The following is a 25,161-nucleotide window of genomic DNA, read 5'->3' as shown; positions in this document are numbered from 1 at the left end:
CCATGACAGACGACGTCACCACCCTGTACATCGACGGACGCTGGGAAGCCGCGGCCGACGGCGGCACCCGCGAGATCCGCTGCCCTGCCGACGGCACGCTCGTCGCCGCCGTCAGTGAGGCCGCTCCCGCGGACACCGAGCGTGCCATCGCAGCCGCCCGGCGTGCGTTCGACGCCGGGCCGTGGCGCGGCACGACCGCGCCCGAGCGCGGCGACCTCCTCCTGCGGGCCGCCGACCTGCTCGTCGAGCGCTCCGAGGAGTTCGCCCGCGCCGAGTCGCTCGACACGGGCAAGCGCCTCGTCGAGTCCCGCATCGACATGGACGACGTCACCGCCTGCCTGCGGTACTACGGCAAGCTCGCGGGCTCGGAGTCCGGCCGGATCGTCGACGCCGGCAGCCCGGACGTGCTCAGCCGGATCCAGCACGAGCCGGTGGGCGTGTGCGGGCTCATCACCCCGTGGAACTACCCGCTGCTGCAGACCGCATGGAAGGTGGCACCCTGCCTGGCAGCGGGTGACACCTTCGTGCTCAAGCCCTCCGAGCTGACGCCGCACACCGCGATCCTCCTCATGGACCTGCTGACCGACGCCGGGGTCCCCGCGGGCGTGGCCAACCTCGTGCTGGGCGCCGGCCCGACCGCCGGCGCACCGCTCTCCGAGCACCCGGACGTCGACCTGGTCTCCTTCACCGGTGGCCTCGTCACGGGCCGCGTCATCGCGGCGAACACGGCTGCCACGGTCAAGAAGGTGGCGCTCGAGCTCGGCGGCAAGAACCCGAACGTCGTCTTCGCCGACGCCGACTTCGACGCCGCCGTGGACAACGCGCTCAACGCGGCGTTCGTCCACTCCGGCCAGGTGTGCTCCGCCGGGGCACGCCTGATCGTCGAGGAGGACATCCACGACCGGTTCGTCGACGAGCTCGTGCGCCGCGCGGAGCAGATCCGGATGGGCGGCCCGTTCGACGACGCCGCGGAGACCGGCCCGCTCATCTCGGCCGCCCACCGCGACAAGGTCACCGCCTACGTCGAACAGGCCGTCGCCGACGGCGCCACTCTCCGCTGCGGCGGGACCTGGGGCGACGGCGAGCTCGAGAAGGGCTTCTACTTCCGGCCCACGGTGCTCGACGGCGTCGCCCGCGGTACGGCCGCCGTCGTCGACGAGGCGTTCGGTCCCGTCGTCACGGTGGAGACCTTCACGAGCGAGGACGAGGCCGTCGAGATCGCCAACGACACCGTGTACGGCCTGGCCGGCGCAGTGTGGACGCAGGACGCGGGGAAGGCGCAGCGGGTCGCGAACGCGCTGCGGCACGGCACCATCTGGATCAACGACTTCCACCCGTACCTGCCGCAGGCCGAGTGGGGCGGGTTCGGCCAGTCAGGCATCGGCCGCGAGCTCGGCCCCACGGGGCTCGGCGAGTACACCGAGCCCAAGCACGTCTACCAGAACCTGCGCCCGGCTGTCACGGGCTGGTTCCCCGACCACTCCGACGAGCACGAAGGAGCCGACCGGTGACCCCCACGACGACCGACACCTACGACTACCTCGTCATCGGCGGCGGCTCGGCCGGTGCGGCCGTCGCCGCCCGGCTCTCGGAGGACCCCGACGTCACCGTCGCCCTGCTGGAGGCGGGGCCGTCCGACGTCGGCGACGACGCCATCCTCCGCCTCGACCGCTGGATGGGGCTGCTCGAGTCCGGCTACGACTGGGACTACCTGATCGAGCCGCAGGAGAACGGCAACTCGTTCATGCGCCAGGCGCGTGCCCGCGTGCTCGGCGGCTGCTCGTCGCACAACTCGTGCATCGCGTTCCACGCCCCCGCCGAGGACCTCGACCAGTGGGCCGAGATGGGCGCGGCGGGCTGGCAGGACGCGGAGTCCCGGCCCTACTTCCGCAAGCTCGAGAACAACGACCAGCCGGGCGACCACCACGGCCACGACGGGCCCGTGCGCATCCGTCAGGTGCCGCCGTCGGACCCGTGCGGCGTCGCGCTCCTGGACGCCTGCGAGCAGGCCGGTATCCCGCGCGTGCAGTTCAACGACGGGGTCACCGTCGTCCAGGGCGCGAGCTTCTTCCAGATCAACGCCCGCGAGGACGGCGTGCGCTCGTCGTCGTCGGTCAGCTATCTGCACCCGGTGCTGGACCGGCCGAACCTGACGATCCTCACGGACCACCGGGTCAAGCGGGTCACCTTCGACGCCGACCGGCGGGCCACCGGTGTCGACTTCCTCGACCCCGACCTGATCCACACCCGCCACCTGGCCGCCCGGCGCGAGGTCGTGCTGTCCGCCGGTGCGATCGACACCCCCAAGCTGCTCATGCTCTCCGGCATCGGACCCGCGGAGCACCTGCGCGAGGTGGGCGTCGACGTGCTGGTCGACTCCCCCGGCGTCGGCGAGAACATGCAGGACCACCCCGAGGGCGTGATCTCGTGGGAGGCGCAGCAGCCGATGACCACCACGTCCACGCAGTGGTGGGAGATCGGGATCTTCACCCGCACGGCGGCCGCCGCGGAGCGGGGCGACGACCGCCCGGACCTGATGTTCCACTACGGGTCCGTCCCGTTCGACATGCACACCGCCCGCCAGGGCTACCCGACGGCGGAGAACGTGTTCTGCCTGACGCCGAACGTCACGCACGCCCGGTCGCGTGGCACCGTGCGACTGCGCTCGCGCGACTTCCGGGACAAGCCGAAGGTCGACCCGCGATACTTCTCCGACCCGCACGACATGCAGGTCATGGTCGAGGGCATCAAGCGCGCCCGCGAGATCGTCGCCCAGCCGGCGATGGCCGACTGGGCCGGTCGCGAGCTGTTCCCCGGCCCGGGCGTGCAGTCCGACGAGGAGATCGCGGCGTACGTGCGCGCGACGCACAACACCGTCTACCACCCGACCGGGTCGGTACGGATGGGCGCGCCGGACGACGACGCCTCGCCGCTCGACCCGCAGCTGCGGGTCAAGGGTGTCACGGGTCTGCGCGTCGCGGACGCCTCCGTCATGCCGGAGATCACGACGGTGAACCCGAACATCACCGTGATGATGATCGGCGAGCGCTGCGCGGACTTCCTCAAGGCCGGTCGGGCGGGCGCGCCCGCCTGACGGAACGGCTCCCGGGAGCGTGCACAGGTCGGCCATACTGGGCGCCATGACGTCTCCCCAGTGGCTCGATTCCTGGTCCGCCGACGACGGCGCCGCCCGCGTCCGCACCCTCTTCGCCGAGGTCTTCGCCGACGGCGAGCCCGACGGCGTCTGGTCGGCTCCGGGCCGGGTGAACCTCATCGGCGAGCACACGGACTACAACGCGGGTCTGGCCCTGCCGGTGGCGCTGCCGCACCGCACGTACGTGGCGCTGCGCTCCCGGGCCGACGACGTCGTGCGCCTCGCATCCGCCCAGGCGCCGGGTGAGACCTGGCAGACCCGGCTCGCCGACGTGGCCCCCGGCGAGACGCAGGGCTGGGGCGCCTATGTCGCCGGGGTCGCGTGGGCGTTGCGCGAGGCGGGTCACGAGATCGGCGGGTTCGACGCCGTCGTCGACTCGTGCGTCCCCTTCGGCGCGGGCCTGTCCTCGTCGGCGGCGCTGGAGTGCGCGGTCGCCGTCGCGCTCGACGCCGTGCACGGGCTGCGCCTGGCGGCCGACGACGCCGGGAGGGCGTCGCTCGTGACGGCCTGCGTCCGGGCGGAGAACGAGATCGCGGGCGCGCCCACGGGCGGCATGGACCAGGCGGCCTCCCTGCGCTGCTCGGCCGGGCACGCGCTGCTCCTCGACTGCCGTCCGGGGTTGTCGGCGCTGGAGTCCGCCGACCGCGTGCCGTTCGACCTCACCGCGGCGGGCCTGACGCTCCTGGTCGTGGACACCCGCGCCGAGCACGCGCTCGTGGACGGGCAGTACGCGCAGCGGCGGGCGGCCTGCGAGCGGGCCGCGGAGATCCTGGGTGTCGGTTCGCTGCGCGAGGTCGCACCGGACGAGCTCGACGTCGCGCTGGAGAAGCTGGCCGGGTCTCCCGGGGGCGACGTGCTGCAGCGCCGCGTCCGCCACGTGGTCACCGAGATCGCCCGCACGAGCGAGTTCGCGGAGCTGGTGCGCGCCGGGCGCATCACCGCGGTGGGCCCCCTGATGAACGCCTCGCACACGTCCCTGCGGGACGACTACGAGGTCTCGGCGCGCGAGCTCGACCTGGTCGTCGAGGCTGCCCTGGGCGCGGGCGCCCTCGGTGCCCGGATGACGGGCGGCGGGTTCGGCGGGTCCGCGATCGCCCTCGTGCGGGCCGACGACGTCGACGCCGTGACGACCGCGGTGCAGGCGGCGTTCGACGACGCCGGGCTCGTGGCGCCGGGCTTCCTGCTCGCACCGCCGTCGGACCCGGCCGCCTGACCGGTCGGTACCGGACCTCAGTCCACGGAGAACGGTGCCCCGGCGGCCGTCAGGTCCCGGGCGAGCACCGTCGCCAGCTCGTCAGCCCTGTCCGGTGGCACCCAGAACCGGTAGTTGTCCGCCGAGACGGAGTCGGGGAACCAGCGGGTCATGTGGTCGACCAGCAGGTACGCGCGCGGGCCCTCCCCCTCGTACTCGGCGGGGACCTGACCGATGACGGACGCCGTCACGGGGGTGGCGGCCTGCAGCGTCACGGTCGGGTGCGAGGCGGCAGGGGCACCAGATGACGATGCGGAGTGCCGGGAAGGCGTGCTGCCTGGTGATGCCCACGGTTCTCCTCGCGACGACTCGTCGCCGGCGCGGGGCCTAGCGGGTCAGCGGGTCACTCGGACAGGTGCTCGCCGTCGTCGTGCCGGCGGAGCTGTGTCAGCACGTCGTCGAAGAACGAGCGCACCTCTTCCCACCGGACGGTGGCGTTGGCCAGGTGCTCCTCGAGCCGGTCGATCTCGGCGTGCTGGGCGTCCTGCCGGCGCCGCTCGGCGAGCTCACGGCGGACCTCGGCCAGCTTGGCCTCTGCCTCGGCGACGATCCGCTCCAGCTCACGCTCGACGGCGGCGGCGTCCTCGGGCTTCTCGCTCGTCATGGGGTTTCCTCCCCATCCGTGCAGGCTCACAGGACGGTCGTGATGCCGATGAGCGCCAGCGGGATCCCGACGAACACGCCCAGCACCCAGGCCGCGGCCCACAGCTTGTTCGTGGCGGCGACGTTACCGAGCCACGTCGCGCCACGCAGCGGGAGCTGGCGCAGCAGCGGCATCCCGAAGACCACCAGGGCGGCGAAGATGTTGAACAGCAGGTGCACGTAGGCGGCCTGCAGCGCGAGCGTGCCCTCGACGCCGGTGAAGGCGAAGGCGGCGATCAGCGCGGTGATCGTGGTGCCGATGTTGGCACCGACCGTGAACGGGTAGATCTGCTTGAGCGAGAAGGTCCCGGACCCGGCCAGCGGGATCATGAGGCTCGTCGTGGTGGACGAGGACTGCACCATGACGGTCATCGCGGCACCGCTGGCGATGCCGGTGAGGGGACCGCGCCCCACGGAGGCGTGCAGGACCTCGGCCGCCCGGCCCACCATGAGGACCTTGAGGAGTCGGCCGAGCCAGTTGATGACGGCCAGGATGAGGCCGATCCCGAGGACGATCATGGCGACGCCGTGCCAGGCGCCCGGCAAGAACGAGGTCGACCACGCGAGCAGGTCGGCCAGGGGCTCCGTGAGGGTGTCCACGACGGTACCGAGGCCGGAGAAGATCGTGGCGACGAACCCGCCGTCAGATCCCGAGCTGGCGTCCGCGAGCCAGGCCGAGGACCGCTGCAGCACGCCGAAGGCGAGCTCCAGTGGCAGGAAGATCGCGACGGCGATGAGGTTGAAGAAGTCGTGCACCGTCGCGGCCGAGAAGGCCCGGCGGAAGCTCTCCTTGTCCCGCACCATCCCGAGGCTGACGAGCGTGTTCGTCAGCGTGGTGCCGATGTTGGCACCCATCAGCATGGGGATGGCGATGCTCATGGGCAGGCCACCGGCGACCAGGCCGACGGTGACCGACGTCGTCGTCGAGCTCGACTGCGTCGCCGCGGTGAACAGCACGCCGACCATGAGGGCGACGAACGGGTTCGCGGCGAAGGCGAAGAGCGACTCGGCGGTGCCACCGGTCGCCACCTTGAAGCCGGACCCGATGAGCTCGACGGCGGTGATGAGCACGTAGACACCGACGACGACGCCGAGCCAGTTCGCCGTCCGCAGCGGACGGCCCGACAGCCCCAGCCGCTCGAACGGGCTGACCAGCCGCTTCGTGCCCTCGGCGGGGGCGGTCGGTGCGGCGGAGGTCACGGACGCCTGTGGCAGGACGTCGGTCATGGAGTCTCCCGTCGAGGTGAGGTACCCGCCCTTCCGGCGGCCACTGCTCGTCATCACCCTCCGAGAGAACCAGTGCTGGATGACGCCACCACGGACCTCAGGTGAACAGAAGATGAACACGCACCGTTCGGTGCATCACACGTTCACCTCGACCTGGTCGCTCACCCGCCGAGCAGCGTGACGATCGAGTCCGGCCGGAACGGGTCGCCGGCGTAGACGCTGCCGGTCAGGCGGTCCTGGAGCCGCTGCTCCACCCGTTCGGAGGCCTCGTCGGGCAACGGATAGAAGTAGGTGCTCGGCAGCACCGTCGCCACCGCGTCCAGGTAGTGCTCGGCGAACCGCTCCACCTCCTCGTCCTCCGCCAGCGCGTCGGCCGAGACATAGATGAACAGCGGTCGTGCCAGCCCGTAGTCGCCGGACCGGGCGTTCTCCAGGGTCGGGGCGACGCCGTCGACGTCGATGTTCGTCATTTGGTCCCGATGGCCCTCGTCGGCAGCGAGATAGCTGCCGACCCCCATGAACGCCAGCGCGTCCGGGTCGCCGGCCACCCACGCTGCCAGCTGGTCCATGTCATCGGTACCACGCAGGTCGCTCCGCACCGCGCCGGTCTCGCCGACCACGCGGTGCGTGAACCAGTCGAAGGTGCCCGAGCCCGGCGGCCGGCCGTAGAACGAGATCTCCCGGTCGGGCCACTCCGGCCGGACGTCGGCCCACGTCCGCACCGACGTTCCCGGCGACCAGATGGCCTGCAGCTCGGCGGACGTCAGCCCGTCGACGAAGTCCGCGTCGACATGACGCACGACGCTCAGCGCGTCGAGGGCGACCGGCAGCTCGACGTACTCCACGCCGTGCTCGTCGCACAACGCCATGTAGTCGACGGGTTCGGCAGGCCCGGGGATCGCCTCGGAGGCGTTGTTGACGACGGTCTCGCCCCGGCAGAACCGCTCGAAGCCGTCGGTGGTCCCCTCGGCCGCGACGTCGACGTCGAACCGGCCGTCGCGCGCCACCGCCTGGGTGATGGGGGCGACCGTGCTCGACCCCGACACCAGCAACCCGGTACCGCCTGCGGTCGCCGTCGGACCGGTCCCGCAACCCGCGAGCAGGACGCCAGCCACCGCAGCGGCGGCCACCACGCCGGACATCCTGCGCTCACGCATCGTCGTGCTCCCGTCCCGCGGCCCGGAGCCCTCCGGGAGCCTCGTCCCCGGCCGGCGGGTTCCCGCGCCCACGGAGCTGGTGGAGCACGTCGTCGAAGAAGCCGCGCACCTCGCTCCAGCTCACCCTGGCCGTCGCCAGGTGCTCGTCCAACCGGTCGAGCTCCGCGTGCTGAGCCGACAGGTCCTCCCGGCGCGACAGCTCGAGCCGGAGCTCACCGATCCGCTGCTCGGCCTCGTCGAGGATCGCGGCCAGCTCGCGTTCGTGCTCCCGCAGGCCAGGGCTAGGGGCTTCCGTCATGGCGTACTCGTCTCCTCGAGCGGTCAGAGGACCGCGGTGACAAAGATCAGGGTCAGCGGGATCGCGACGAACACGCCGAGCACCCAGGCGGCCGCCCACAGCTTGTTGACGCTGGCTACCCGGCCGAGCCACTCGGCGCCCCGCACGGGCAGCACCCGCAGGAAGGGCAGTCCGAAGATGAGCAACGTGGCGTAGACGTTGAACATCATGTGCACGTACGCGGCCTGCAGCGCCGCCTCCGCCTCGACGCCGGTGAAGCCGAACGCCGCGATGAGCGCGGTGATCGTGGTGCCGATGTTGGCTCCGACGGTGAACGGGTAGATCTGCCTCAGGGAGAACACACCCGAGCCCGCCAGGGGGATCATGAGGCTCGTCGTCGTCGAGCTGGACTGCACCATGACCGTGACCACCGCGCCGCTGCCGATGCCCGTCACCGGCCCGCGCCCGATGGCGGTGTGCAGCACGGCGGCGGCCCTGCCGACCATGAGGACCTTCAGGAGCCTGCCGACGAGGTTGATCACCCACAGGATCAGCGAGATCCCCAGCACGATCATGACGATCCCCTGCCACAGGTCGGGCAGGGAGTCCGTGCTGTCCTTGACCAGGTCGGACAGCGGCTTCGTCACGGCGCCGACCACCGTGCCGATCCCGGTGAACACCGTGGCCACGACGCCGCCGTCGGTTCCCGACGACCACTCGGCCATCACCGCGGAGGTTCGCTGCAGGAGCCCGAAGGCCATCTCCAGGGGCAGGAAGATCAGCACCGCCAGGAGGTTGAAGAAGTCGTGCACGGTGGCGGCCGAGAAGGCACGGCGGAAGTTCTCCCGGTCCCGCGCCATGCCGAGGCTGACCAGCGTGTTCGTCAGCGTGGTCCCGATGTTGGCACCCATGAGCATCGGGATCGCGATCTGGATCGGCATGCCGCCGGCCACCAGGCCGACCGTCACCGACGTCGTCGTCGAGCTGGACTGCGTCAACGCGGTGAAGAGCACCCCGATCATCAGGGCGACGAACGGGTTGGACGCGAAGGCGAACACGCCGTCCGCGCTGTCGCCCGTCGCCGTCTTGAACCCCGAGCCGATGATGTTGACCGCGGTGATCAGCAAGTAGATCGATGCCGCGACGGAGACCCAGTTCGCGACGTCCAACGTCCGTCCACGCAGCCCGAGGCGTTCGAGCGGGCTGCGCAACGTGACACTTCGGGCCTGCTGACGGACGTCCGTCGGTTCAGGCTCCCGCTCCGGCGCCTTCGTCTCGCTCATCCTTGGCCTCCCGTGGTCGGCGGACGTGTGACGAGCTCGTCCAGGGAGATACCACCAGCGTCGGACGACACCTGGCCGACGCCGAGATGACCAGCAGCGGAACTCTGACCACGTCAGGTGCCCGGGGCCTCAGGGCGAAGGGCGCCTCACACCACGTCGTACGTGGCCACGACGGGCGCGTGGTCGCTCCAACGCTCCTCGTAGGACGGCGCCCGGTCGACCTCGACCTTGACCGCCCGGTCCGCGAGCGCCGCGTTCGCGAGCTGGTAGTCGATGCGCCACCCCCGGTCGTTGACGTACGCCTGACCGCGCCACGACCACCAGGTGTAGGGCCCGGGCCCGTCGCCGCCGTGCGCCCGGCCGAGGTCCGTCCACCCGGCGCCGAGCCAGCGGTCGACGTACGCGCGCTCCTCGGGCAGGAACCCCGCGCTCTTGCGGTTTCCCTTGAAGTTGGCGATGTCGACCTCGCGGTGGGCGATGTTGAGGTCGCCCGCCACCAGGGCCGGCAGGTCCGACGCCGCGAGCTCGACCATCCGGGCGCTCACCCGGTCCAGGTGGGCGTACTTGGAGACCATCGTGTGCTCCTGGCCCGGGTTGGTCGAGCCCGAGTGCAGGTAGGCCGAGACCACGGTGATCGTCCCGCCGTCGGGCAGGGCGAGGTCGACCTCGAGCCAGCGCCCGGAGTCGACGTCGGCCTCGGCACCGCCGTCGAGCGGCGGAAGCCCGCCGCGCACCGCGGCGACCGGCAGCCTCGAGGCGACCGCGACGCCCGCACGCCCCTTGAGCTCGGACGGCAGGTGCGCGACGTGCCACCCCTCGAGGTAGTCGCGCACCAGCGCGTCGGGGGCACGGACCTCCTGCAGCAGCAGGACGTCGGGTGAGCGGCGGGAGATCCAGTCGTGCATGCCGCGGCGGAAGGCGGCACGGATCCCGTTGACGTTGGCGGTGGCGATGGTCAGCACGCGGGCTATACGACCACATGCCACCGACACCTGTCAGTCGGACAGGTCACGTGCCTCCTCGTAGGGTGGCGTCGTGGGGACCGTGGACACCGTGACCTGGCAGGCCGTCGTCGCCGCCCTCGCCTCCACCCTGTTCTGGGGCACCTGGTGCGCGTGGTCGATGCGTCGCGACCGCCGTCGGCTGCGCAACGGCTTCCTGCTGGTGGCGCTCGGCTACAGCCTGGTCGGTCTGGTGAACCGGACCGTCGCCCTGCTGCCCGACGGAACCGAGGTCCTCGAGTGGTTCTCCCTCGCCCTCCTGGTGGTCGTCGCCCTCACCGCGCTCGTGCTGCCGTTCTTCCTCGTCGCGAACGGCCTGACGATGATCCGCTCCGAGCGCCGGTCGCTGGGCAACCTGCTGTCGCTGCTGGCCGGCGCGGCGCTGCTGACCGCGCCGGGGGTCGTCGTCGGACTCGTCCTGCTCGACCAGCCCCTGGCCTCCGCACTGGCCACCGCCGTGGCACTCGGCGGGGCATGGCTGGCGTACTACTTCCTCGGGTTCGTCGTGCAGACGTGGCAGTACCGGCGGTACGCACGCCGCGTGGACGCCCGCGCCGTCGTCGTGCTCGGGTCCCGGGTGGTCTCCGGCAAGGTCCCGCCCCTGCTGGCCGCTCGACTGCGGACCGCCGTCGAGGCCGCCCGACGTCTCGGCGACGACGTCCCGGCGTGGCTGGTGGCCTCCGGCGGTCAGGGCGCGGACGAGACCGTGCCCGAGGGACGAGCGATGGCCACCTGGCTGACCGACCACGGCATCCCGGCCGACCGGGTCCTCGTCGAGGACCGCGCGCGCACCACGCAGGAGAACCTGGTGTTCTCGGCGACGCTCCTGCGGGAGCGTGGCATCGAGCCGCCCTACCTGGTGGCGACCAACAGCTACCACGCGCCCCGGGCCGCGCTGGAGGCGCTGGACCTCGGCATCGAGGCGCACGCGATCGGTGCCCCGACCGCGCCGTACTACTTCCCGAGCGCCTACCTGCGCGAGTTCGTCGCGGTCCTGCGCGCCCGACGACGCGTGCACGTCGTCGTCGGCGTCGGGATACTCCTGGCCGCGGCCCTCGTCGCCTATGCCGGCTGGTCGGCGTAGGCCGCCTCCAGGGTCGGCACGTCGATCTTGGACATCTGCAGCATCGCCTGCATCGCCCGCTGGTTCGCCGCGGTGGTGTAGTCACCGCAGAGCTCCTCGAGCTGCTTCGGGATCACCTGCCAGCTCACACCGAAGCGGTCGGTGCACCATCCGCACTGCCCGGGCCGGCCGCCACCGGAGATGAGCAGGTCCCAGTAGTGGTCCACCTCGTCCTGGCCGTCGCACAGCAGGTAGAAGCTGAAGGCCTCGTCCAGGCGCAGGTGCGGACCGGCGTTCAGGCCGACGACCTCGAGACCGCAGACCGTGAACTCGACGATGAACGGCTCGCCCGGTTCCGCGCCCGGGATCCCGTCGGACGCCGTGAGCACGTGCCGGACCCTGGAGTCGGGGACGTGCTCGGCATAGAAGGCCGCGGCCTCGTGGGCGTTGTTGTCGGCGAACCACAGGTGCGGTCGAACGGTGACCATGGCGTTCCCTCCTTCGCCCCGCGGGTCGGGGCCTCAGGAGGTACGACGGTGCCGGGCGGCCGGACTCATCGCCGCTCAGCTCGCCGCGAGGCGCCGCTTCTCGGCCGCGACGTCGTAGGCGGCGGCCGGCCACCGCGGATCGATGGACTCCAGGGCGTCCAGCAGCAGCGCCTGCACGGCGAGGCGGGCGTACCACTTCGCGTTCGCGGGCACCACGTGCCACGGGGCGAGGTCGGTCGACGTGCGCTCCAGCACCGTCTGGAAGGCGTCCATGTAGCGCGGCCACAGCAGACGCTCGTCGACGTCGCCCGGGTTGTACTTCCAGTGCTTGTCCGGCCGGTCCAGGCGCTCCATGAGACGCGACTTCTGCTCCGCCGACGAGATGTGGAGCATGACCTTGACGACCTTGGTCCCCGACGCCGCCAGCCGCTCCTCGAAGTCGTTGATCGCCCCGAAGCGACGCTCGATCTCCTCCGGTGGCGCGAGCTCGCGGACGGCACCGATGAGGACGTCCTCGTAGTGCGAGCGGTCGAAGACGCCGATGAAGCCCGGTTCGGGCAGCTCTCTCTCGACCCGCCACAGAAAGTCGTGCTGCAGCTCCTCGGCCGTCGGCTTCTTGAACGCCTTGAGCCGGATGCCCTGCGGGTCGGTGGCCCCGATGACATGTCGGACGATCCCGCCCTTGCCCGCGGAGTCCATCGCCTGCAGCACGAGCAGCACGGCCGGCGTCGACGGGTCCACCCGGCTCTGGGCGTAGAGCCGCTCCTGCAGGGCGGCGAGCTCGTCGGCGCCGGCGCGCAGGTCGGCCCGGCCATGCTTCTTGCGCCCGTCGTAGCCGGGCGTGGCGTCCGGGTCGACGTCCGCGAGACGGAACCCCTCCCCGACACGGAGCAGCTCACGAGGGTCGGTGGTCCAGCCGTGCTGGCTCGTCGCAGTCATCGAGCCATCCTGGCAGAGGAGTCCCGACCGCGGTCAGCCGGCCGCCCGCTCCGCGGACTCGACGACGTTCGCCAGCAGCATCGCCCGGGTCATGGGGCCGACGCCGCCCGGGTTGGGCGAGTACCAGCCGGCCGCCTCCCGGGCCTCGGGCGCGATGTCGCCGACCACCCGCGACTTGCCGGTCTCCGGGTCGGTGCGACGCGAGACGCCCACGTCGACGAGCACCGCTCCGGGCTTGACCATGTCCGCGGTGACGAGGCCCTCGACCCCGGCAGCCGCGATCACGACGTCTGCGCGGCGGATCAGCGAGGGGAGGTCACGGGTCCCGGTGTGCGTGAGCGTCACCGTGGCGTTGACCGCCTTGCGGGTGAGCAGCAACCCGATGGGCCGACCCACGGTCACGCCGCGGCCCAGCACCACGACCTCCTTGCCGGCCCAGTCGACCCCGTGGCGCTCGACGAGCTCGACGATGCCGCGCGGCGTGCACGGCAGCGGGGAGTCGATCTCCTCGCCGACCCGCAGCACGAGCCTGCCGAGGTTGGTCGGGTGCAGGCCGTCGGCGTCCTTGGCCGGGTCGACGAGCTCCAGCACGCGGTTGGTGTCGATCCCTGCCGGCAGCGGCAGCTGCACGATGTACCCGGTGCAGGTCGGGTCGTCGTTGAGCCGCCGCACGGCCGCCTCGATGTCCTCCTGCGTGGCGTCGGCCGGCAGGTCCTCGCGGATGGACTCGATGCCCACCTCCGCGCAGTCGCGGTGCTTGCCGGCCACGTACCACTGCGAACCCGGGTCCTCACCGACCAGCAGCGTGCCGAGCCCGGGCACCACGCCCTTCTCCCGCAGGGTGGCCACCCGCCCGCGCAGGTCGTCCTTGATCGCGGCGGCAGTCGCCTTGCCGTCCAGCTTCTGTGCGCTCATCGCCGTCTCCCTCTGAACACGTCGTCTCGATCGTCGTCGAACATGCCTTCGTGACCGTCGACCATGCGATGGCGGCCCGTCAGAGTCCAAGGACGGGCCGCCATCGCATGGTCGGCCGGAAGGGTCAGAGACCCGGGTAGAGCGGGAAGTCCGCCGTCAGCTTCGCGACCCGGGCCTTGAGCGCCTCGACGTCGGCCGACGAGCCGTCCTTGAGCGCCGTCGCGATGATGTCCGCGACCTCGGTGAACTCCGCGTCGCCGAACCCGCGGGTGGCCAGCGCCGGGGTACCGATGCGCAGACCCGAGGTGACGCGCGGCGGGCGCGGGTCGAAGGGCACGGCGTTGCGGTTGACGGTGATCCCGGCGTCGTGCAGGAGGTCCTCGGCCTGCTGGCCGTCCATCGCGGAGTGGCGCAGGTCGACGAGAACCAGGTGCACGTCGGTGCCACCGGTGAGCACCGAGACACCGGTGTCGGCGACGTCGGCCTGCAGCAGCCGCTCGGCGATGATCTGCGCGCCGCGCACGGTGCGCTGCTGGCGCTCGGCGAAGGCCTCCGACGCCGCCACCTTGAACGCCACGGCCTTGCCGGCGATGACGTGCATGAGCGGGCCGCCCTGCTGACCGGGGAAGACGGCGGAGTTCAGCTTCTTCGCGTACTCCTCCTTGGCCAGGATGAAGCCGGAGCGCGGGCCGCCGATCGTCTTGTGCACCGTGGAGGAGACGACGTCGGCGTGCGGCACCGGGGAGGGGTGCAGCCCGGCGGCCACCAGACCCGCGAAGTGTGCCATGTCCACCCACAGCTTGGCACCGACCTCGTCGGCGACCTCGCGGAACGCGGCGAAGTCGAGGTGGCGGGGGTAGGCGGACCAGCCGGCGATGATGACGTCCGGTCGGTGCTCCAGGGCCCGCTTGCGCACCTCGTCCATCTCGATGCGGTGCGTCGTCGGGTCCACCCCGTACGCGCCGACGTCGTACAGCTTGCCGGAGAAGTTGATCTTCATCCCGTGCGTGAGGTGACCGCCGTGGGCGAGCTCCAGGCCGAGGATCTTGTCCCCGGCGTTGATCAGGCCGTGCAGCACGGCGGCGTTGGCCTGCGCGCCGGAGTGCGGCTGGACGTTGGCGTACTCGGCGCCGAAGAGCTCCTTGGCGCGCGAGATCGCGAGGTTCTCGGCGATGTCCACCTGCTCGCAGCCACCGTAGTACCGACGGCCGGGGTAGCCCTCGGCGTACTTGTTGGTCAGCACCGAACCCTGCGCCTGCAGGACGGCGCGCGGCACGAAGTTCTCCGACGCGATCATCTCGAGGGTGTCGCGCTGGCGGGCCAGCTCCCCGTCGAGGACCGCGGCGATCTCCGGGTCCACCTCGGACAGGGGGGCGTTGAACGTGGGGTCGGGCGTGCTCATGGCGGCGTCTCCTGCTGTGTCGGACGGACTCGTGTCTCGGTGAACGACCGGGCCCAGGCGACCGACCCGTCGTCAGCACAGCGCGTCGCTCCCCGGTGGTGATCCACCTGTACGCCAGTCGCGACGTGGCGATACTACCAAGGCTCACGGCACGGCGACCGGCCACCCGTCCACCCAGTCGAGCTCGGTGATCGCGAGCCGGAACATGCCGCCCGCGTCGCCGTCGTAGTAGTGGTAGGCCAGGTGACCCTGGTCGAGCGACTGCCCGCCGGGGCCGATCATCGACCCGTCGGTCCCCAGCACCCGTGTCCCGCCGCCGCGGGCCATGTCCTTGCCGTCGGCGTCGAGGAAGGGGCCGGTGACGCTCGGGGAGCGGCCCACGTGGATCGAGTAGGTCGAGTCGGTGCCGGAGCAGCACTTGCCCCACGAGACGAACAGGTAGAAGTACCCGTCGCGCTCGACCACGAACGGTGCCTCGATCTGGTTCTCGGGCACCCCGGAGCGGGTGGCGACCACGACCGGTTCGGCGCCCTGCGCCGGCATCCCGGACGGCCACTCGAGCGGGACGACCTGGATCCCGCCCCAGAACGACCCGAAGAACATCCACGGATCGCCGTCGGCGTCCTCCACGATGCCCGGGTCGATGGCGTTGTAGTTCGTCTCGCCCGCCTGCGAGCGCCACACCGGCCCCTGGTGCGTCCAGCCGTAGTCCGGGTCGGCGGGGTCGAGGGTCGGCGAGGTGGCCAGCCCGATCGCGGACGTGTTCGACCCGAACGTCGACGCCGAGTAGTAGAGGTACCAGGTGCCGTCGTGCTCGAACAGCTCGGGCGCCCAGTAGTGCTCGACGCCGTCGATCGAGTCGCGCACCCACTGCGGGTCCTCGCTCGCCTCCCAGGCCGGGCCGACCCGCTCCCAGGTGGCGCCGTCGTCGTCGGAGCGGTGCACCATGGGCGCGCCGAGACCGCGGCCCGGGTCACCGGTCGAGTAGACGAACCAGGGCTCGCCCTCCTGGCCGACCACCAGCGCCGGGTCGTGGGTGGCCAGGTCACCGGTGAGCTCCAGCTCGCGCGGCCCGGAGCCCGGGCGGAGCACGAGGATCGCGACGACGGCGGCGACCGCCAGGAGGCCGACACCGGCGAGCAGCAGGACCAGCGCACGACGGCGGCGCGGCGGGCGGGCACCGGTGGGTCCGGAGGGGGTGTCCTGCTCGGCAGGCCGGGTGGTCGGGTCGCTGTCCCGGGAGCCTGGGCCCGCGGACGGGCGGGCGGCGTCGTCGCTCACCATGGTGTGTCCCCTCGATCGTCGATACATCGTTGTAGACGAATGATCGTGCCTCCTGGGCCACGGGAGGGTCAAGCGACTTCTTCATCGTTGTATACCTGTGACCGTGGCCACTTGACCACGCCGGGCCGGGCGTGCGACCGTTGCTCCCGTCGGTGGCTCTCCATCGATGTAAAGCGGACCGGCTCCTATCGTCAGCACCGGGCCGCCGCTCAAGGCTCAACGAGAGGACCCGTGATGAAGAAGTCACGCCTGACCGCCGGCGTCGTCGCCGGGCTCGTCGTCGCCGGCACTGCCGCGTGCAGCACCGGTGGTGGCGGATCGTCCGACGGCCTCACCTTCATGTTCCGAGGCGGTGACGACGAGAAGGCCGCCTACCAGGCAGCCATCGACCGCTTCACCGAGGACACCGGGGTCGACGTCGAGGTCGTCGTCTCCGACCCCGACAACTACGCGACACAGCTCCAGGCGTCGATCGCCGGGAACCAGGTGCCGGACGTGTTCTACATCGAGCAGGCCAACCTGCAGGCGTACGTCAACGAGGGCATCCTCCTGGACATCACGGACGCCGTGGACGAGCTCGGCGTCGACCTCGACAACATCTGGGACTACGGCGTCGACTCCTACCGCTACGACGGGACCCTCCAGGGCACTCCGGAGGGCCGGCTGTACGGCCTGCCCAAGGACATCGGCCCGTTCGCCTTCGGCTACAACGCCACCATGCTCGAGGAGGCCGGCGTCGAGCGCCCCGACCCGGACGTCCCCCTGGCCTGGGACGACTGGCTCGAGATCCTGAAGGAGGTCACCGTCGACACCGACGGCGACGGCGAGGTCGACCAGTGGGGCACCGGGCTCAACGTCCAGTGGAACCTGCAGTCGTTCGTGTGGAGCAACGGCGGCGACTGGACGAACGAGGACCGCACCGAGGTCACCGTCGACACCCCGGAGTTCGCCGAGGCGCTGCAGTACTTCACCGACCTGACCACGGTCCACGGGGTCACCCCGAACCCCGAGCAGGCGCAGACGCTCGACACCTACCAGCGCTTCATGGCTGGTGAGATCGCGTTCTTCCCCGTGGGGCCGTGGGACATGAGCGTCTACAACGAGCTGGACTTCGAGTACGACCTCATGCCCTGGCCCGTCGGCTCCACCGGTGAGACCGCCGCCTGGGTCGGCTCCCTCGGCATCGGCGTCTCCGCGACGTCCGACATGCCGGACGAGGCCGTCCAGCTGGTCACGTACCTCTCCACGGACGAGGCCGCCCAGGAGACGCTCATCGACGCCAACATCCAGATCCCGAACCGGATCGACACGGCCCAGGAGTGGGCCGCCGAGCCCGACGCACAGCCGGCCAACCGCCAGGAGTTCCTCGACATCGCCGAGGACTACGGACGTGCCATGCCGGCCGCCTTCACCTACGGTGCCGCCTGGTACGACGAGCTCTGGGTGGACATCCAGCCGGTCGTCGACGGGGTCCGTCCCGCCGACGAGTACCTCGCCGAGGTCCAGCCCCGCATGCAGGCTCTCCTCGACCAGTCCAACGAGGACGCTGCCCGCGCTGCGGAGCAGAACGCGCAGAACGACTGACACCACCTCCGGGTGCGGCCGCCGGTCCGGCGGCCGCACCCGGTCCGTACGACTTGGACGAAGGAGTCTGCGATGACCTCCACCGCTACCCCGGCCACGACCGGGCTGGCCACCGCGGCGCGCATGAAGGGCGCCCGACGCAAGAAGGCCCCGCTCGGCGAAGGGTCGTCGCGGCTGCACCGCTCCGAGCAGAAGTGGGCGCTCGCCTTCGTGGCGCTGCCCGTGCTCGGATACCTGCTCTTCATCCTGTACCCCGTGCTGTTCGCCCTGTACGCCTCGTTCACCCGGTGGAACGGGCTGGGCGCGATGGAGTTCATCGGGCTGCAGAACTATGTCACCCTGCTGGGCGACGAGCGCTTCCACCAGTCGATGTGGAACACGATCTTCTACCTGCTCGGCATCCCGATCGGTCTGGCGCTCGCCCTGGCGCTCGCCCTGGCGATGAACCGCCGGCTCGTGGGCCTGACCGTCTTCCGGACCATCTACTACGTCCCCGTCATCTGCTCCATCGCCGCCATCGCGATCCTGTGGCAGTGGGCCTACAACGGTGACTTCGGGCTGGTCAACCAGTTCCTCGCCATGATCGGCATCGACGGGCCCAACTGGCTCTCCGACGCGACGTGGTCGAAGCCCGCCATCGTGGTCATGATGGTGTGGAAGGGCCTGGGCTACTCGATGCTGCTGTACCTCGCCGCCATCCAGGCCGTGCCCCGGTCCCTCCTCGAGGCCGCCGAGCTCGACGGTGCGGGTGCCTGGCAGCGGTTCCGCGCGATCACCCTGCCGATGGTGCGCCCCGTGACCTTCTTCCTCGTGGTCACCCAGATCATCGCGAGCGCGCAGATCTTCGCCGAGATCCAGATCATGACCCCCGGCGGCGGACCCGAGTACTCGACGGCGTCGGCGGTGTTCCACATCTGGCGCCAGGCGTTCCAGTACCAGCAGATGGGGTACGCGACCTCGATGGCGATCGTCCTGGGGATCCTGATCTTCATCATCACGCTCATCCAGTTCCGGCTGAACAAGCGCAACAGCTTCGTTCTCGACTGAGGCCAGGGAGACAACTCATGAGCTCGACCACCACCATGGACCTCAGCCGCACGGCACGCACCCGGATCACCGACACCGTCGTGTGGATCGTCCTGGCGTCCGGCGCGATCTTCATGCTCGCCCCGCTGCTGTGGATGCTGTCCACGTCCCTGAAGACCCAGCTCGAGGTCTTCGCCCTGCCGCCGGTGTGGATCCCGGAGGTCCCCCAGTGGGACACCTACGTGCGGATGTGGGAGAACTCCTACATCCTGTCCGGTTTCGCCAACTCCGCGATCGTGACGTTCTCCGTCACCATCCTCGGCACGCTGACCTGCTCCCTGGCGGCGTTCTCGATCGCCAAGATGCGCCTGCCGTACCGCAACGCGATCTTCATCGGTCTGCTGACCGGCATCATGATCCCGTTCCCGACCCTCATGATCCCGCAGTTCGTCATCTTCGCGCGGATCGGCTGGGTCGACACCCTGCTGCCGCTGATCGTGCCGGCCGTGTTCGGCAACATCATCGTCATCTTCTTCCTGCGGCAGTACCTCGAGAGCGTGCCGAACTCGCTCATCGAGGCGGCCAAGATCGACGGCGCGTCGTTCTGGCAGATCTTCTGGCGGATGATCTTCCCGATCATCCGGCCCGCCGTCGCCGCACAGTTCATCCTGTGGTTCATGGCGGTGTGGAACGACTACCTCGCCCCGATCCTGTACCTGCGCACCCCCGAGCGGCAGACCCTGCAGGTGGTCATCGCCAACATGAACGTGCAGTACGCCACCCAGCGCGACTACCCCCTCATCATGGGCGCCTCCGTCGTCGCGCTGCTGCCCATCGTCGTCGTCTTCCTGATCTTCCAGCGGCAGATCATCGAGTCGATCGCGCTCACCGGGTCCAAGGGCTGACATGGCCGAGCTCCGTACGCCCCCCGTCGGGCTGACCGACGGGGGGCCGGTCGCACCCGTGCCCGAGACCGCCTCCTGGGCAGGACGGCACGTCCACGACCCCACCGTCGTCCGCGACGACGACGGCACCTACTGGTGCTTCTCGACCGACGCCCGCTCCGACGGGCCGGTCCGTGCCGGTGTGCAGGTGCGACGCTCGCACGACCTCGTCGACTGGACGTTCCACGGCTGGGCCCTCGACGGCGTCCCGGCCGCGGCCGCCGACTGGGCCGGCGCCCAGGGCCTCTGGGCCCCCGACGTCGTCCGCGCCCCGGGCGGCGACGGCTGGCGCATGTACTACTCCGCCTCGTCGTTCGGCTCCCGCCGCTCGGCGATCGGCCTCGCCGTCGCACCGCACCCTGCCGGTCCGTGGCGGGACGGCGGGCTCGTCGTGTCCTCCGAGCACCACGACCCGCCGGCCGGCGTCGGGCACCCCAACGCGATCGACGCCAACGTCGTCGACGACGGCTCGAGGCAGTGGTTGGTCTACGGCTCGTTCTTCGGCGGGATCCACGTGCTGCCGCTCGACCCGGTGTCCGGGCACGTGGCAGAGTCCGCCGCGCGCTCCGCGGAGCCCGGCGGGCTCACCGAGCACCCTGGCGTCCTCGTGGCACGGCGCGCACCCCATGTCGACAACGGCGCCGTCGAGGGTGCCTTCGTCCTGCCACGACCGGACGGCGGCTGGGCGCTGCTGGTGTCCTACGACTCGCTCGCCGCCAGCTATCACGTGCGCGCCGCCGTCGGCGACGCCGTGACGGGTCCGTTCCGCGACCGGCTCGGGAACCTCATGACCGACCTCGAGGCCGCTCCCTGGACGGTGGGCGTCCCGGTGCTCAGCGGACACCGCCTCGGGGACGGGCCGGGGATCCTCGCCCCCGGCCACGGCTCCGTGCTCACCGAGACGCTGCCCGACGGCGGCACCCGGCAGACCTTCGTGCACCACGTGCGCGACGCCGACGCGCCCACCGAGCACCGGCTGCAGCTGCGACGCCTGGTCTGGACGCACGACGGGTGGCCGTTGGTCAGCCCGCAGCCCTGGGCGGGTGCCTCCCGGGAGTGCGACGACGCGTCCACGTGGCCCACGGATCCCGCGGTGCTCGAAGGGACCTGGGAGGTGCTCGAGCCCGGCGCCGACCCGACGCGGGTCCAGGAGGGCGTGGTGCGCGAGCTCGACGCGCGCCACGACGTGGCTTCCCTCGGGGCCGGGCGCTTCGTCTGGCGGGGGGACGACGACGCACGGTTCTCCGCCGTCGTGCATCCTGGGTGGGACGCCGTGCGCGACCGGCCCGCCCTGGTCCTGACCGCGCTCGGCGAGAGCTCCCGGGTGGTACTCGCCACCCGGCTCGGCGAAGGAGGCTCGTGACGCACGACCCACGACGCAGCGGGACCCGTGCGACCGTGAACGAACGGGTCGCAGACGCCGAGGTGCCCGGATGGACCGGCGGCGTCATGTTCGTGCTGCGCTGGGTGACGCTGCTGATCGAGATCAACGTCATGGTCGTGCTGGGGACGCTTGCCGGCGGGGTCGTGCTCGGCGTCGGGCCGGCGCTGCGCGCGGGCAGCGCCGCCGTGGAGCGGATGACCGACGAGCCGACCCCGTGGCGCACGTTCTGGCGGACCTGGCGCGCGGGCTTCTGGCGCACCAACGCGCGGTTCGCGCCGTTCTGGGTCCTGGCGACGCTCCTGTGGTTCGACGGGGTGGCGGTCACCCTGCTGGAGGGCCCCGCACGGTCGGTGCTGCTCGGTGGTCTCGTGGTGATCCTGGCCTGGTCGTCCGTGATGCTGGCCTACTGGCCGAGGGTGCTGCTGCGCTACGACCGACCGGTCCGGCCGACGTGGCGGTTCGTCCTGCTGGCACCGCTGCTCGGTCCTGCGACCAGCCTCGCCGTGCTCGTCGTGCTGCTCGTGGTGTGGATCGCCTGGACCTTCATGCCCCTCGCAGCGGTCCTGGTCGGGGTCTCGTTCGCGCTGTGGGCCACCGGTCGGCTCGTGAACGACCGGCTGGACCGCCTCGACGACGACCTGCCGGGCTGAGGCGCGGTGCGTGAGGCCGCCTGCCGGCCTCACGCACCGCCCCCGCCCGCACCCTGGTCTACCGCCAGCTGTCGTCCAGCGTCAGCGTCCCGTCGTCGCCGACCGTGGCGCGACGGTCGTCGCCGCTCTCCCAGACGACTCCCCCGGCGCCGTCGATCTTGACGTACTTGTAGGAGAACGAGGTCCCCGCGGGCAGCTCGAGCGAGGCCCGCCAGACCGGGTAGGTCTCCGCCGACAGCAGGATGCCGCCCGAGGGCGCCCACGACCCCAGCGCCGGGATGCTGCCCACCAGGTAGACGTCCTGGCCCCAGGCGGTCGTGGCCTCGACCGCGACCGAGGTGCCGCCCTGCACGTCCCCCGAGCCGGAGTCCGCACACGGGTTGCCCGGAACCACGGCACCAGCGGCGACCGCCACGTGCGGGCCGGACAACGCGTAGTCCTGGCCACCGTTGCTGTCCCAGGTGCCGGCACCGTCGTTGAACGCCGCGGTGAGGTCCGAGGCCCCGCCGAGGTCGACCTGGCGCGCTACCCAGCCCGTGCAGGCCGCGTCCATGTCCACACCGGGCACCTCGGTCCACGCCCCGGTGCCGACCCGGTAGTGGATCTTGTGCGCGTCCCACCCCGCGTCGGTCGAGTAGTAGACGGTCGTCACGTCGTCGCCGGGCTCGACGGGCTCCTCAGGGTCGGTGGGGTCGGTGGGGTCGGCGGGCTCGCCGGGCAGCAGCGCCAGCGCGCCGTAGGACGGCACGGTCGCGGTGAAGGTGCCCGCGGCCGAGACGTCGTACGTCTGCGAGCAGTCCGTCGAGGCGACGACGTCGCAGTACGTCCCGGCCGGCAGCGACGTCTGGTAGGTGCGCGTCACGGCCGATCCCGCGTTGTTGATCGTCACGTAGCCCACGTCGCCCCGTCCGTAGGCGATGTGGTGGGCGCCGTCGTCCCACCAGCTGGTGACCGGGGTGCCCTCGACGGCGTTGTGGAAGCCGACCATCCCGACGATCTCCGTCCAGCGCTGCGTGCACGTCCAGCCTGCGGAGCAGTCGGCGGCGGGCACGGTGGTGCTGGTGGCTCCCGGCGGCCCCGCGTCCTTGTCGTCCCACTCGTAGCCGGAGTAGACGGTCGGCGAGCCGTAGGGCCACGAGAGCATGAACGTGTTGGCCAGCGTGTACTTCGCACCCCACCGGTAGTTCATCGTCTCGCCGTTGCGCTCGGTGTCGTGGTTGTCGACGAAGACGCCCGCGCTGCCGGAGGGCAGCTTGCCGTCACCGATGGTGCGCAGGTCCTTGATGCTCCCGTCGAAGCGGTCGCGGAGCTCACGGGCGTAGTCGAACTCGTGCGAGTCGCCGCTGCCGAGGTACTCCGAGGGCTGGATCGGCTCGCCGGCGGCACCGATGACCTCGTGCACCCAGAAGACGTCCGGGTCCGACAACCTGGCCTTGATCGCTTCCAGGTCGGCGGCCGGCATGTGCTTGGAGGCGTCGATCCGGAAGCCCGACACGCCCATGCCGAGGAGGTCGTCGAAGTAGGCGGCCAGGGTGTCCCGGACGTGCTCGGAGCCGGTGCGCAGGTCCTGCAGGGACAGCAGGCGGCAGTTCTGCACCTGGTACCGGTCGCGGTAGTCGGAGATGTTCGTCCGGCAGTCGTTGAAGTCCGCCGCGCCGTACAGGCCCGGGAAGTGGTCGAGGCCGTAGGGGCTGCCTGCCACGCCCGTGCCCGACCCCACGTTCGCCCCGGTGGTGTGATTGATGACCGCGTCCACGACGATCCCCACGCCGGCGTCGGCGCAGGTGTCCACCATGTGCTGGAACTCGGCGCGGGTGCCGAGCTTGGACTCGATCCGGTAGCTGACCGGCTGGTAGGAGGTCCACCACTCGGTGCCCCGGATGTGCTCCTGCGGCGGCGAGACCTGCACGTGGCCGAAGCCCGCCGGGCCGATGGTGCTGGTGCACTCGTCGGCCACGGCGTCCCAGGTCCACTGGAAGAGGTTGAGGACGACGTTCCCCCGACCGTTCGGGGAGTCCACCACCGGGCTGGGCACCGAGGTCTCGCCCGTCGCCGGGCCTGCCGTGCCGAGCAGGCCGCCGGTGGCGAGGAACAGGGCCGTCAGCCCGGCCAGGGTCCGGCGGCGCGGTGATCGCCGTCGTGCGGGCGTTCGTCGTGCGAGCTTCATCGCTGCGCTCCTTCGTCGGGGGCCCTCCGTCGGACCCGGGTGCCCCGGCGTCGTCGTCGGGGTCGACGGCTCGCGCGGCGAGGGAAACACGCCTGCAAGCCGTATGTAAACGTACAGCAAGTTGCAGACGAGGGCACGGGACACCGCGGCAGCGTGAGATCAGGCGACCAGACGACGGCCGGGCAGCCGTGCCCCGCGGAAGCCGACAGGTCCGGTCAGGCGGTGCGTCCGGTCAGGCGGTCCGTCCGAGCGCGGCGGAGGAGATCTGCTCGACGCCACCGTCGAGCTCCGCCACCACGCGCTCCGGCGCCCCTTCGGCCACGTCACCCGTGGACTCGCGGCCGACGACGCGCGACGCCGGCACCACACGGCGGTAGCCGTGGTCGGCCGGTGCGGTGAGGCGCTCCACGAGCAGGTCCACCGCGACCTTCGCGATCTGCGCGCTGCCGGGGTCGACCGAGCTGATCGTCGGGACGGAGTAGCGCACGTCGTCGATGTCGTCGAACCCGATGAGCGCGACGTCGCCCGGTACGTCGAGGCTGCGGGCGTGCAGGGCGTGCAGGGCACCGAGCGCCATCGCGTCGTTGAGCGCGAAGACCGCGTCGACGTCCACGCCGTCGTCGAGCATGCGCCCCATGGTCTCCGAGCCGGTGGACCGGTGCCAGAGACCGGCCTCCCCCACCAGCGCCGGGTCGAAGGGGAGCCCCGCCTCGGCCAGGCCCTGCTTGTAGCCCTCGGTCCGCAACGCCGCCGAGCCGAGCTCCTCGCCCTCGTGAGCACCGATCACCGCGATCCGGCGCCGCCCGAGCGACGCGAGGTGCACGGTCGCCGCCCGCGCGGCCGCGACGTTGTTCATCGTGACGTGGTGCGCCGGGGCGTCGAAGACGCGCTCACCGAGGACGACCAGGGGGAAGTCGACGTCGAACAGGTCGAGATCGGCCTGGGACAGCTCCAGGGGCGAGAAGATCAGGCCGTCGGTGAGCTGACGGCGCTTGCCGGTGAGGACCTCGACCTCGCGGTCGCGGGAGCCACCGGTCTGCTCGATGAGGACTGTCAGACCCTGCTCCTCCGCGACCCGGATGACACGGTCGGCCAGCTCCGCGAAGTAGGGCAGCGACAGCTCCGGCACGGCGAGGGTGATCATGTCGGTCCGGCGCGTCCGCAGGTTCCGCGCGGTGGTGTTGAGCCGGTACCCCAGGTCGTCGATCGCCTCCTGGACCCGACGGCGGGTCTCGGGCCGGATGTGGGGGTAGCCGTTGACGACGTTCGAGACCGTCTTGATGGACACGCCGGCCTGAACAGCCACGTCATGCATGGTCACT

At 71.2% G+C, this 25,161-nt stretch carries 23 protein-coding genes and 1 riboswitch; of the genes, 9 read left to right on the top strand and 14 right to left on the bottom strand.

Annotated features, from left to right (window positions below):
- Positions 1-2 precede the first annotated feature (2 nt).
- From HDG69_RS18645 to galK, 3 genes are read left to right on the top strand one after another with little or no spacing between them, the layout of a single operon-like run.
- Positions 3-1,511: an aldehyde dehydrogenase family protein gene (locus tag HDG69_RS18645; protein ID WP_216645151.1), complete on the top strand. Its 1,509-nt coding sequence runs from the start codon at positions 3-5 to the stop codon at positions 1,509-1,511.
- A complete protein-coding gene (locus HDG69_RS04890; protein ID WP_343036254.1) occupies positions 1,508-3,094 on the top strand; it encodes a GMC family oxidoreductase in 1,587 nt (528 codons plus the stop codon). Before HDG69_RS18645 ends, HDG69_RS04890 begins: the two co-directional genes overlap by 4 nt.
- A gap of 46 nt (positions 3,095-3,140) precedes the next feature.
- Complete coding sequence (gene galK, locus HDG69_RS04885) at positions 3,141-4,367, top strand: galactokinase (RefSeq protein WP_171782598.1); 1,227 nt, start codon at positions 3,141-3,143, stop codon at positions 4,365-4,367.
- A 17-nt stretch (positions 4,368-4,384) separates the two neighbouring features.
- On the opposite strand, the gene HDG69_RS04880 is transcribed toward galK, so the two are convergent.
- From HDG69_RS04880 to HDG69_RS04850, 7 genes are all read right to left on the bottom strand, one after another.
- Positions 4,385-4,621, bottom strand: coding sequence for a hypothetical protein (locus tag HDG69_RS04880; RefSeq protein WP_171782597.1), 237 nt, complete (start codon positions 4,619-4,621; stop codon positions 4,385-4,387).
- Between the two features lie 128 nt (positions 4,622-4,749).
- Positions 4,750-5,010, bottom strand: a complete 261-nt coding sequence (locus tag HDG69_RS04875; protein WP_171782596.1) for a hypothetical protein — start codon at positions 5,008-5,010, stop codon at positions 4,750-4,752.
- Positions 5,011-5,036: 26 nt separating this feature from the next.
- On the bottom strand, positions 5,037-6,275 hold the full coding sequence (locus HDG69_RS04870; protein ID WP_171782595.1) for a Na/Pi symporter: 1,239 nt from the start codon (positions 6,273-6,275) through the stop codon (positions 5,037-5,039).
- 161 nt (positions 6,276-6,436) lie between these two features.
- Positions 6,437-7,432: a substrate-binding domain-containing protein gene (locus HDG69_RS04865; RefSeq protein ID WP_216645150.1), complete on the bottom strand. Its 996-nt coding sequence runs from the start codon at positions 7,430-7,432 to the stop codon at positions 6,437-6,439.
- On the bottom strand, positions 7,425-7,730 hold the full coding sequence (locus HDG69_RS04860) for a hypothetical protein (protein ID WP_216645149.1): 306 nt from the start codon (positions 7,728-7,730) through the stop codon (positions 7,425-7,427). Before HDG69_RS04860 ends, HDG69_RS04865 begins: the two co-directional genes overlap by 8 nt.
- Before the next feature lie 23 nt (positions 7,731-7,753).
- Positions 7,754-8,992, bottom strand: a complete 1,239-nt coding sequence (locus tag HDG69_RS04855; RefSeq protein ID WP_171782594.1) for a Na/Pi symporter — start codon at positions 8,990-8,992, stop codon at positions 7,754-7,756.
- 146 nt (positions 8,993-9,138) lie between these two features.
- Entirely contained in the window at positions 9,139-9,954 is an 816-nt protein-coding gene (locus HDG69_RS04850) for an exodeoxyribonuclease III (RefSeq protein ID WP_171782593.1), read from the bottom strand.
- 73 nt (positions 9,955-10,027) lie between these two features.
- Here HDG69_RS04850 and HDG69_RS04845 point away from each other — a divergent pair, with 73 nt between their 5' ends.
- Positions 10,028-11,077, top strand: a complete 1,050-nt coding sequence (locus HDG69_RS04845; protein WP_171782592.1) for a YdcF family protein — start codon at positions 10,028-10,030, stop codon at positions 11,075-11,077.
- On the opposite strand, the gene HDG69_RS04840 is transcribed toward HDG69_RS04845, so the two are convergent.
- The 5 genes from HDG69_RS04840 to HDG69_RS04820 form a co-directional block, all read right to left on the bottom strand.
- Entirely contained in the window at positions 11,056-11,544 is a 489-nt protein-coding gene (locus HDG69_RS04840; RefSeq protein WP_171782591.1) for a VOC family protein, read from the bottom strand. The genes HDG69_RS04845 and HDG69_RS04840 overlap by 22 nt on opposite strands.
- Positions 11,545-11,619: 75 nt before the next feature.
- Positions 11,620-12,483 carry a PPK2 family polyphosphate kinase gene (locus HDG69_RS04835; protein WP_171782590.1) on the bottom strand — a complete coding sequence of 288 codons (864 nt, stop codon included), beginning with the start codon at positions 12,481-12,483 and terminating at the stop codon, positions 11,620-11,622.
- A gap of 33 nt (positions 12,484-12,516) precedes the next feature.
- The gene (locus HDG69_RS04830; protein ID WP_171782589.1) at positions 12,517-13,398 is read right to left on the bottom strand and encodes a bifunctional methylenetetrahydrofolate dehydrogenase/methenyltetrahydrofolate cyclohydrolase; all 882 of its coding nucleotides are present in this window, start codon (positions 13,396-13,398) and stop codon (positions 12,517-12,519) included.
- A gap of 124 nt (positions 13,399-13,522) precedes the next feature.
- On the bottom strand, positions 13,523-14,800 hold the full coding sequence (gene glyA, locus HDG69_RS04825; protein ID WP_171782588.1) for a serine hydroxymethyltransferase: 1,278 nt from the start codon (positions 14,798-14,800) through the stop codon (positions 13,523-13,525).
- A gap of 44 nt (positions 14,801-14,844) precedes the next feature.
- A riboswitch (ZMP/ZTP riboswitch) is annotated at positions 14,845-14,932 on the bottom strand.
- Positions 14,933-14,944: 12 nt separating this feature from the next.
- A complete protein-coding gene (locus HDG69_RS04820) occupies positions 14,945-16,084 on the bottom strand; it encodes an arabinan endo-1,5-alpha-L-arabinosidase (protein WP_171782587.1) in 1,140 nt (379 codons plus the stop codon).
- 234 nt (positions 16,085-16,318) lie between these two features.
- Here HDG69_RS04820 and HDG69_RS04815 point away from each other — a divergent pair, with 234 nt between their 5' ends.
- From HDG69_RS04815 to HDG69_RS04795, 5 genes are all read left to right on the top strand, one after another.
- Complete coding sequence (locus HDG69_RS04815) at positions 16,319-17,668, top strand: ABC transporter substrate-binding protein (RefSeq protein ID WP_171782586.1); 1,350 nt, start codon at positions 16,319-16,321, stop codon at positions 17,666-17,668.
- Between the two features lie 72 nt (positions 17,669-17,740).
- Positions 17,741-18,715 carry a carbohydrate ABC transporter permease gene (locus HDG69_RS04810; RefSeq protein WP_216645148.1) on the top strand — a complete coding sequence of 325 codons (975 nt, stop codon included), beginning with the start codon at positions 17,741-17,743 and terminating at the stop codon, positions 18,713-18,715.
- A 17-nt stretch (positions 18,716-18,732) separates the two neighbouring features.
- On the top strand, positions 18,733-19,599 hold the full coding sequence (locus tag HDG69_RS04805; protein WP_246255985.1) for a carbohydrate ABC transporter permease: 867 nt from the start codon (positions 18,733-18,735) through the stop codon (positions 19,597-19,599).
- Position 19,600: 1 nt separating this feature from the next.
- Positions 19,601-21,001: an arabinan endo-1,5-alpha-L-arabinosidase gene (locus HDG69_RS04800; RefSeq protein WP_171782585.1), complete on the top strand. Its 1,401-nt coding sequence runs from the start codon at positions 19,601-19,603 to the stop codon at positions 20,999-21,001.
- On the top strand, positions 20,998-21,672 hold the full coding sequence (locus HDG69_RS04795; protein WP_171782584.1) for a DUF624 domain-containing protein: 675 nt from the start codon (positions 20,998-21,000) through the stop codon (positions 21,670-21,672). The genes HDG69_RS04800 and HDG69_RS04795 overlap by 4 nt, the downstream gene beginning before the upstream one ends.
- Before the next feature lie 58 nt (positions 21,673-21,730).
- Here HDG69_RS04795 and HDG69_RS04790 read toward each other — a convergent pair whose 3' ends face one another.
- Complete coding sequence (locus HDG69_RS04790; protein ID WP_171782583.1) at positions 21,731-23,839, bottom strand: carbohydrate-binding module family 20 domain-containing protein; 2,109 nt, start codon at positions 23,837-23,839, stop codon at positions 21,731-21,733.
- Between the two features lie 232 nt (positions 23,840-24,071).
- Positions 24,072-25,154, bottom strand: a complete 1,083-nt coding sequence (locus tag HDG69_RS04785; RefSeq protein ID WP_171783177.1) for a LacI family DNA-binding transcriptional regulator — start codon at positions 25,152-25,154, stop codon at positions 24,072-24,074.
- Positions 25,155-25,161: the final 7 nt, after the last annotated feature.

This window comes from Isoptericola halotolerans (assembly GCF_013149785.1).
In the GTDB taxonomy this organism is placed as follows: Bacteria; Actinomycetota; Actinomycetes; order Actinomycetales; family Cellulomonadaceae; genus Isoptericola; species Isoptericola halotolerans.
Note: the sequence above shows the minus strand (reverse complement) of the source record. Positions and strands in the feature narration are given on the sequence as shown.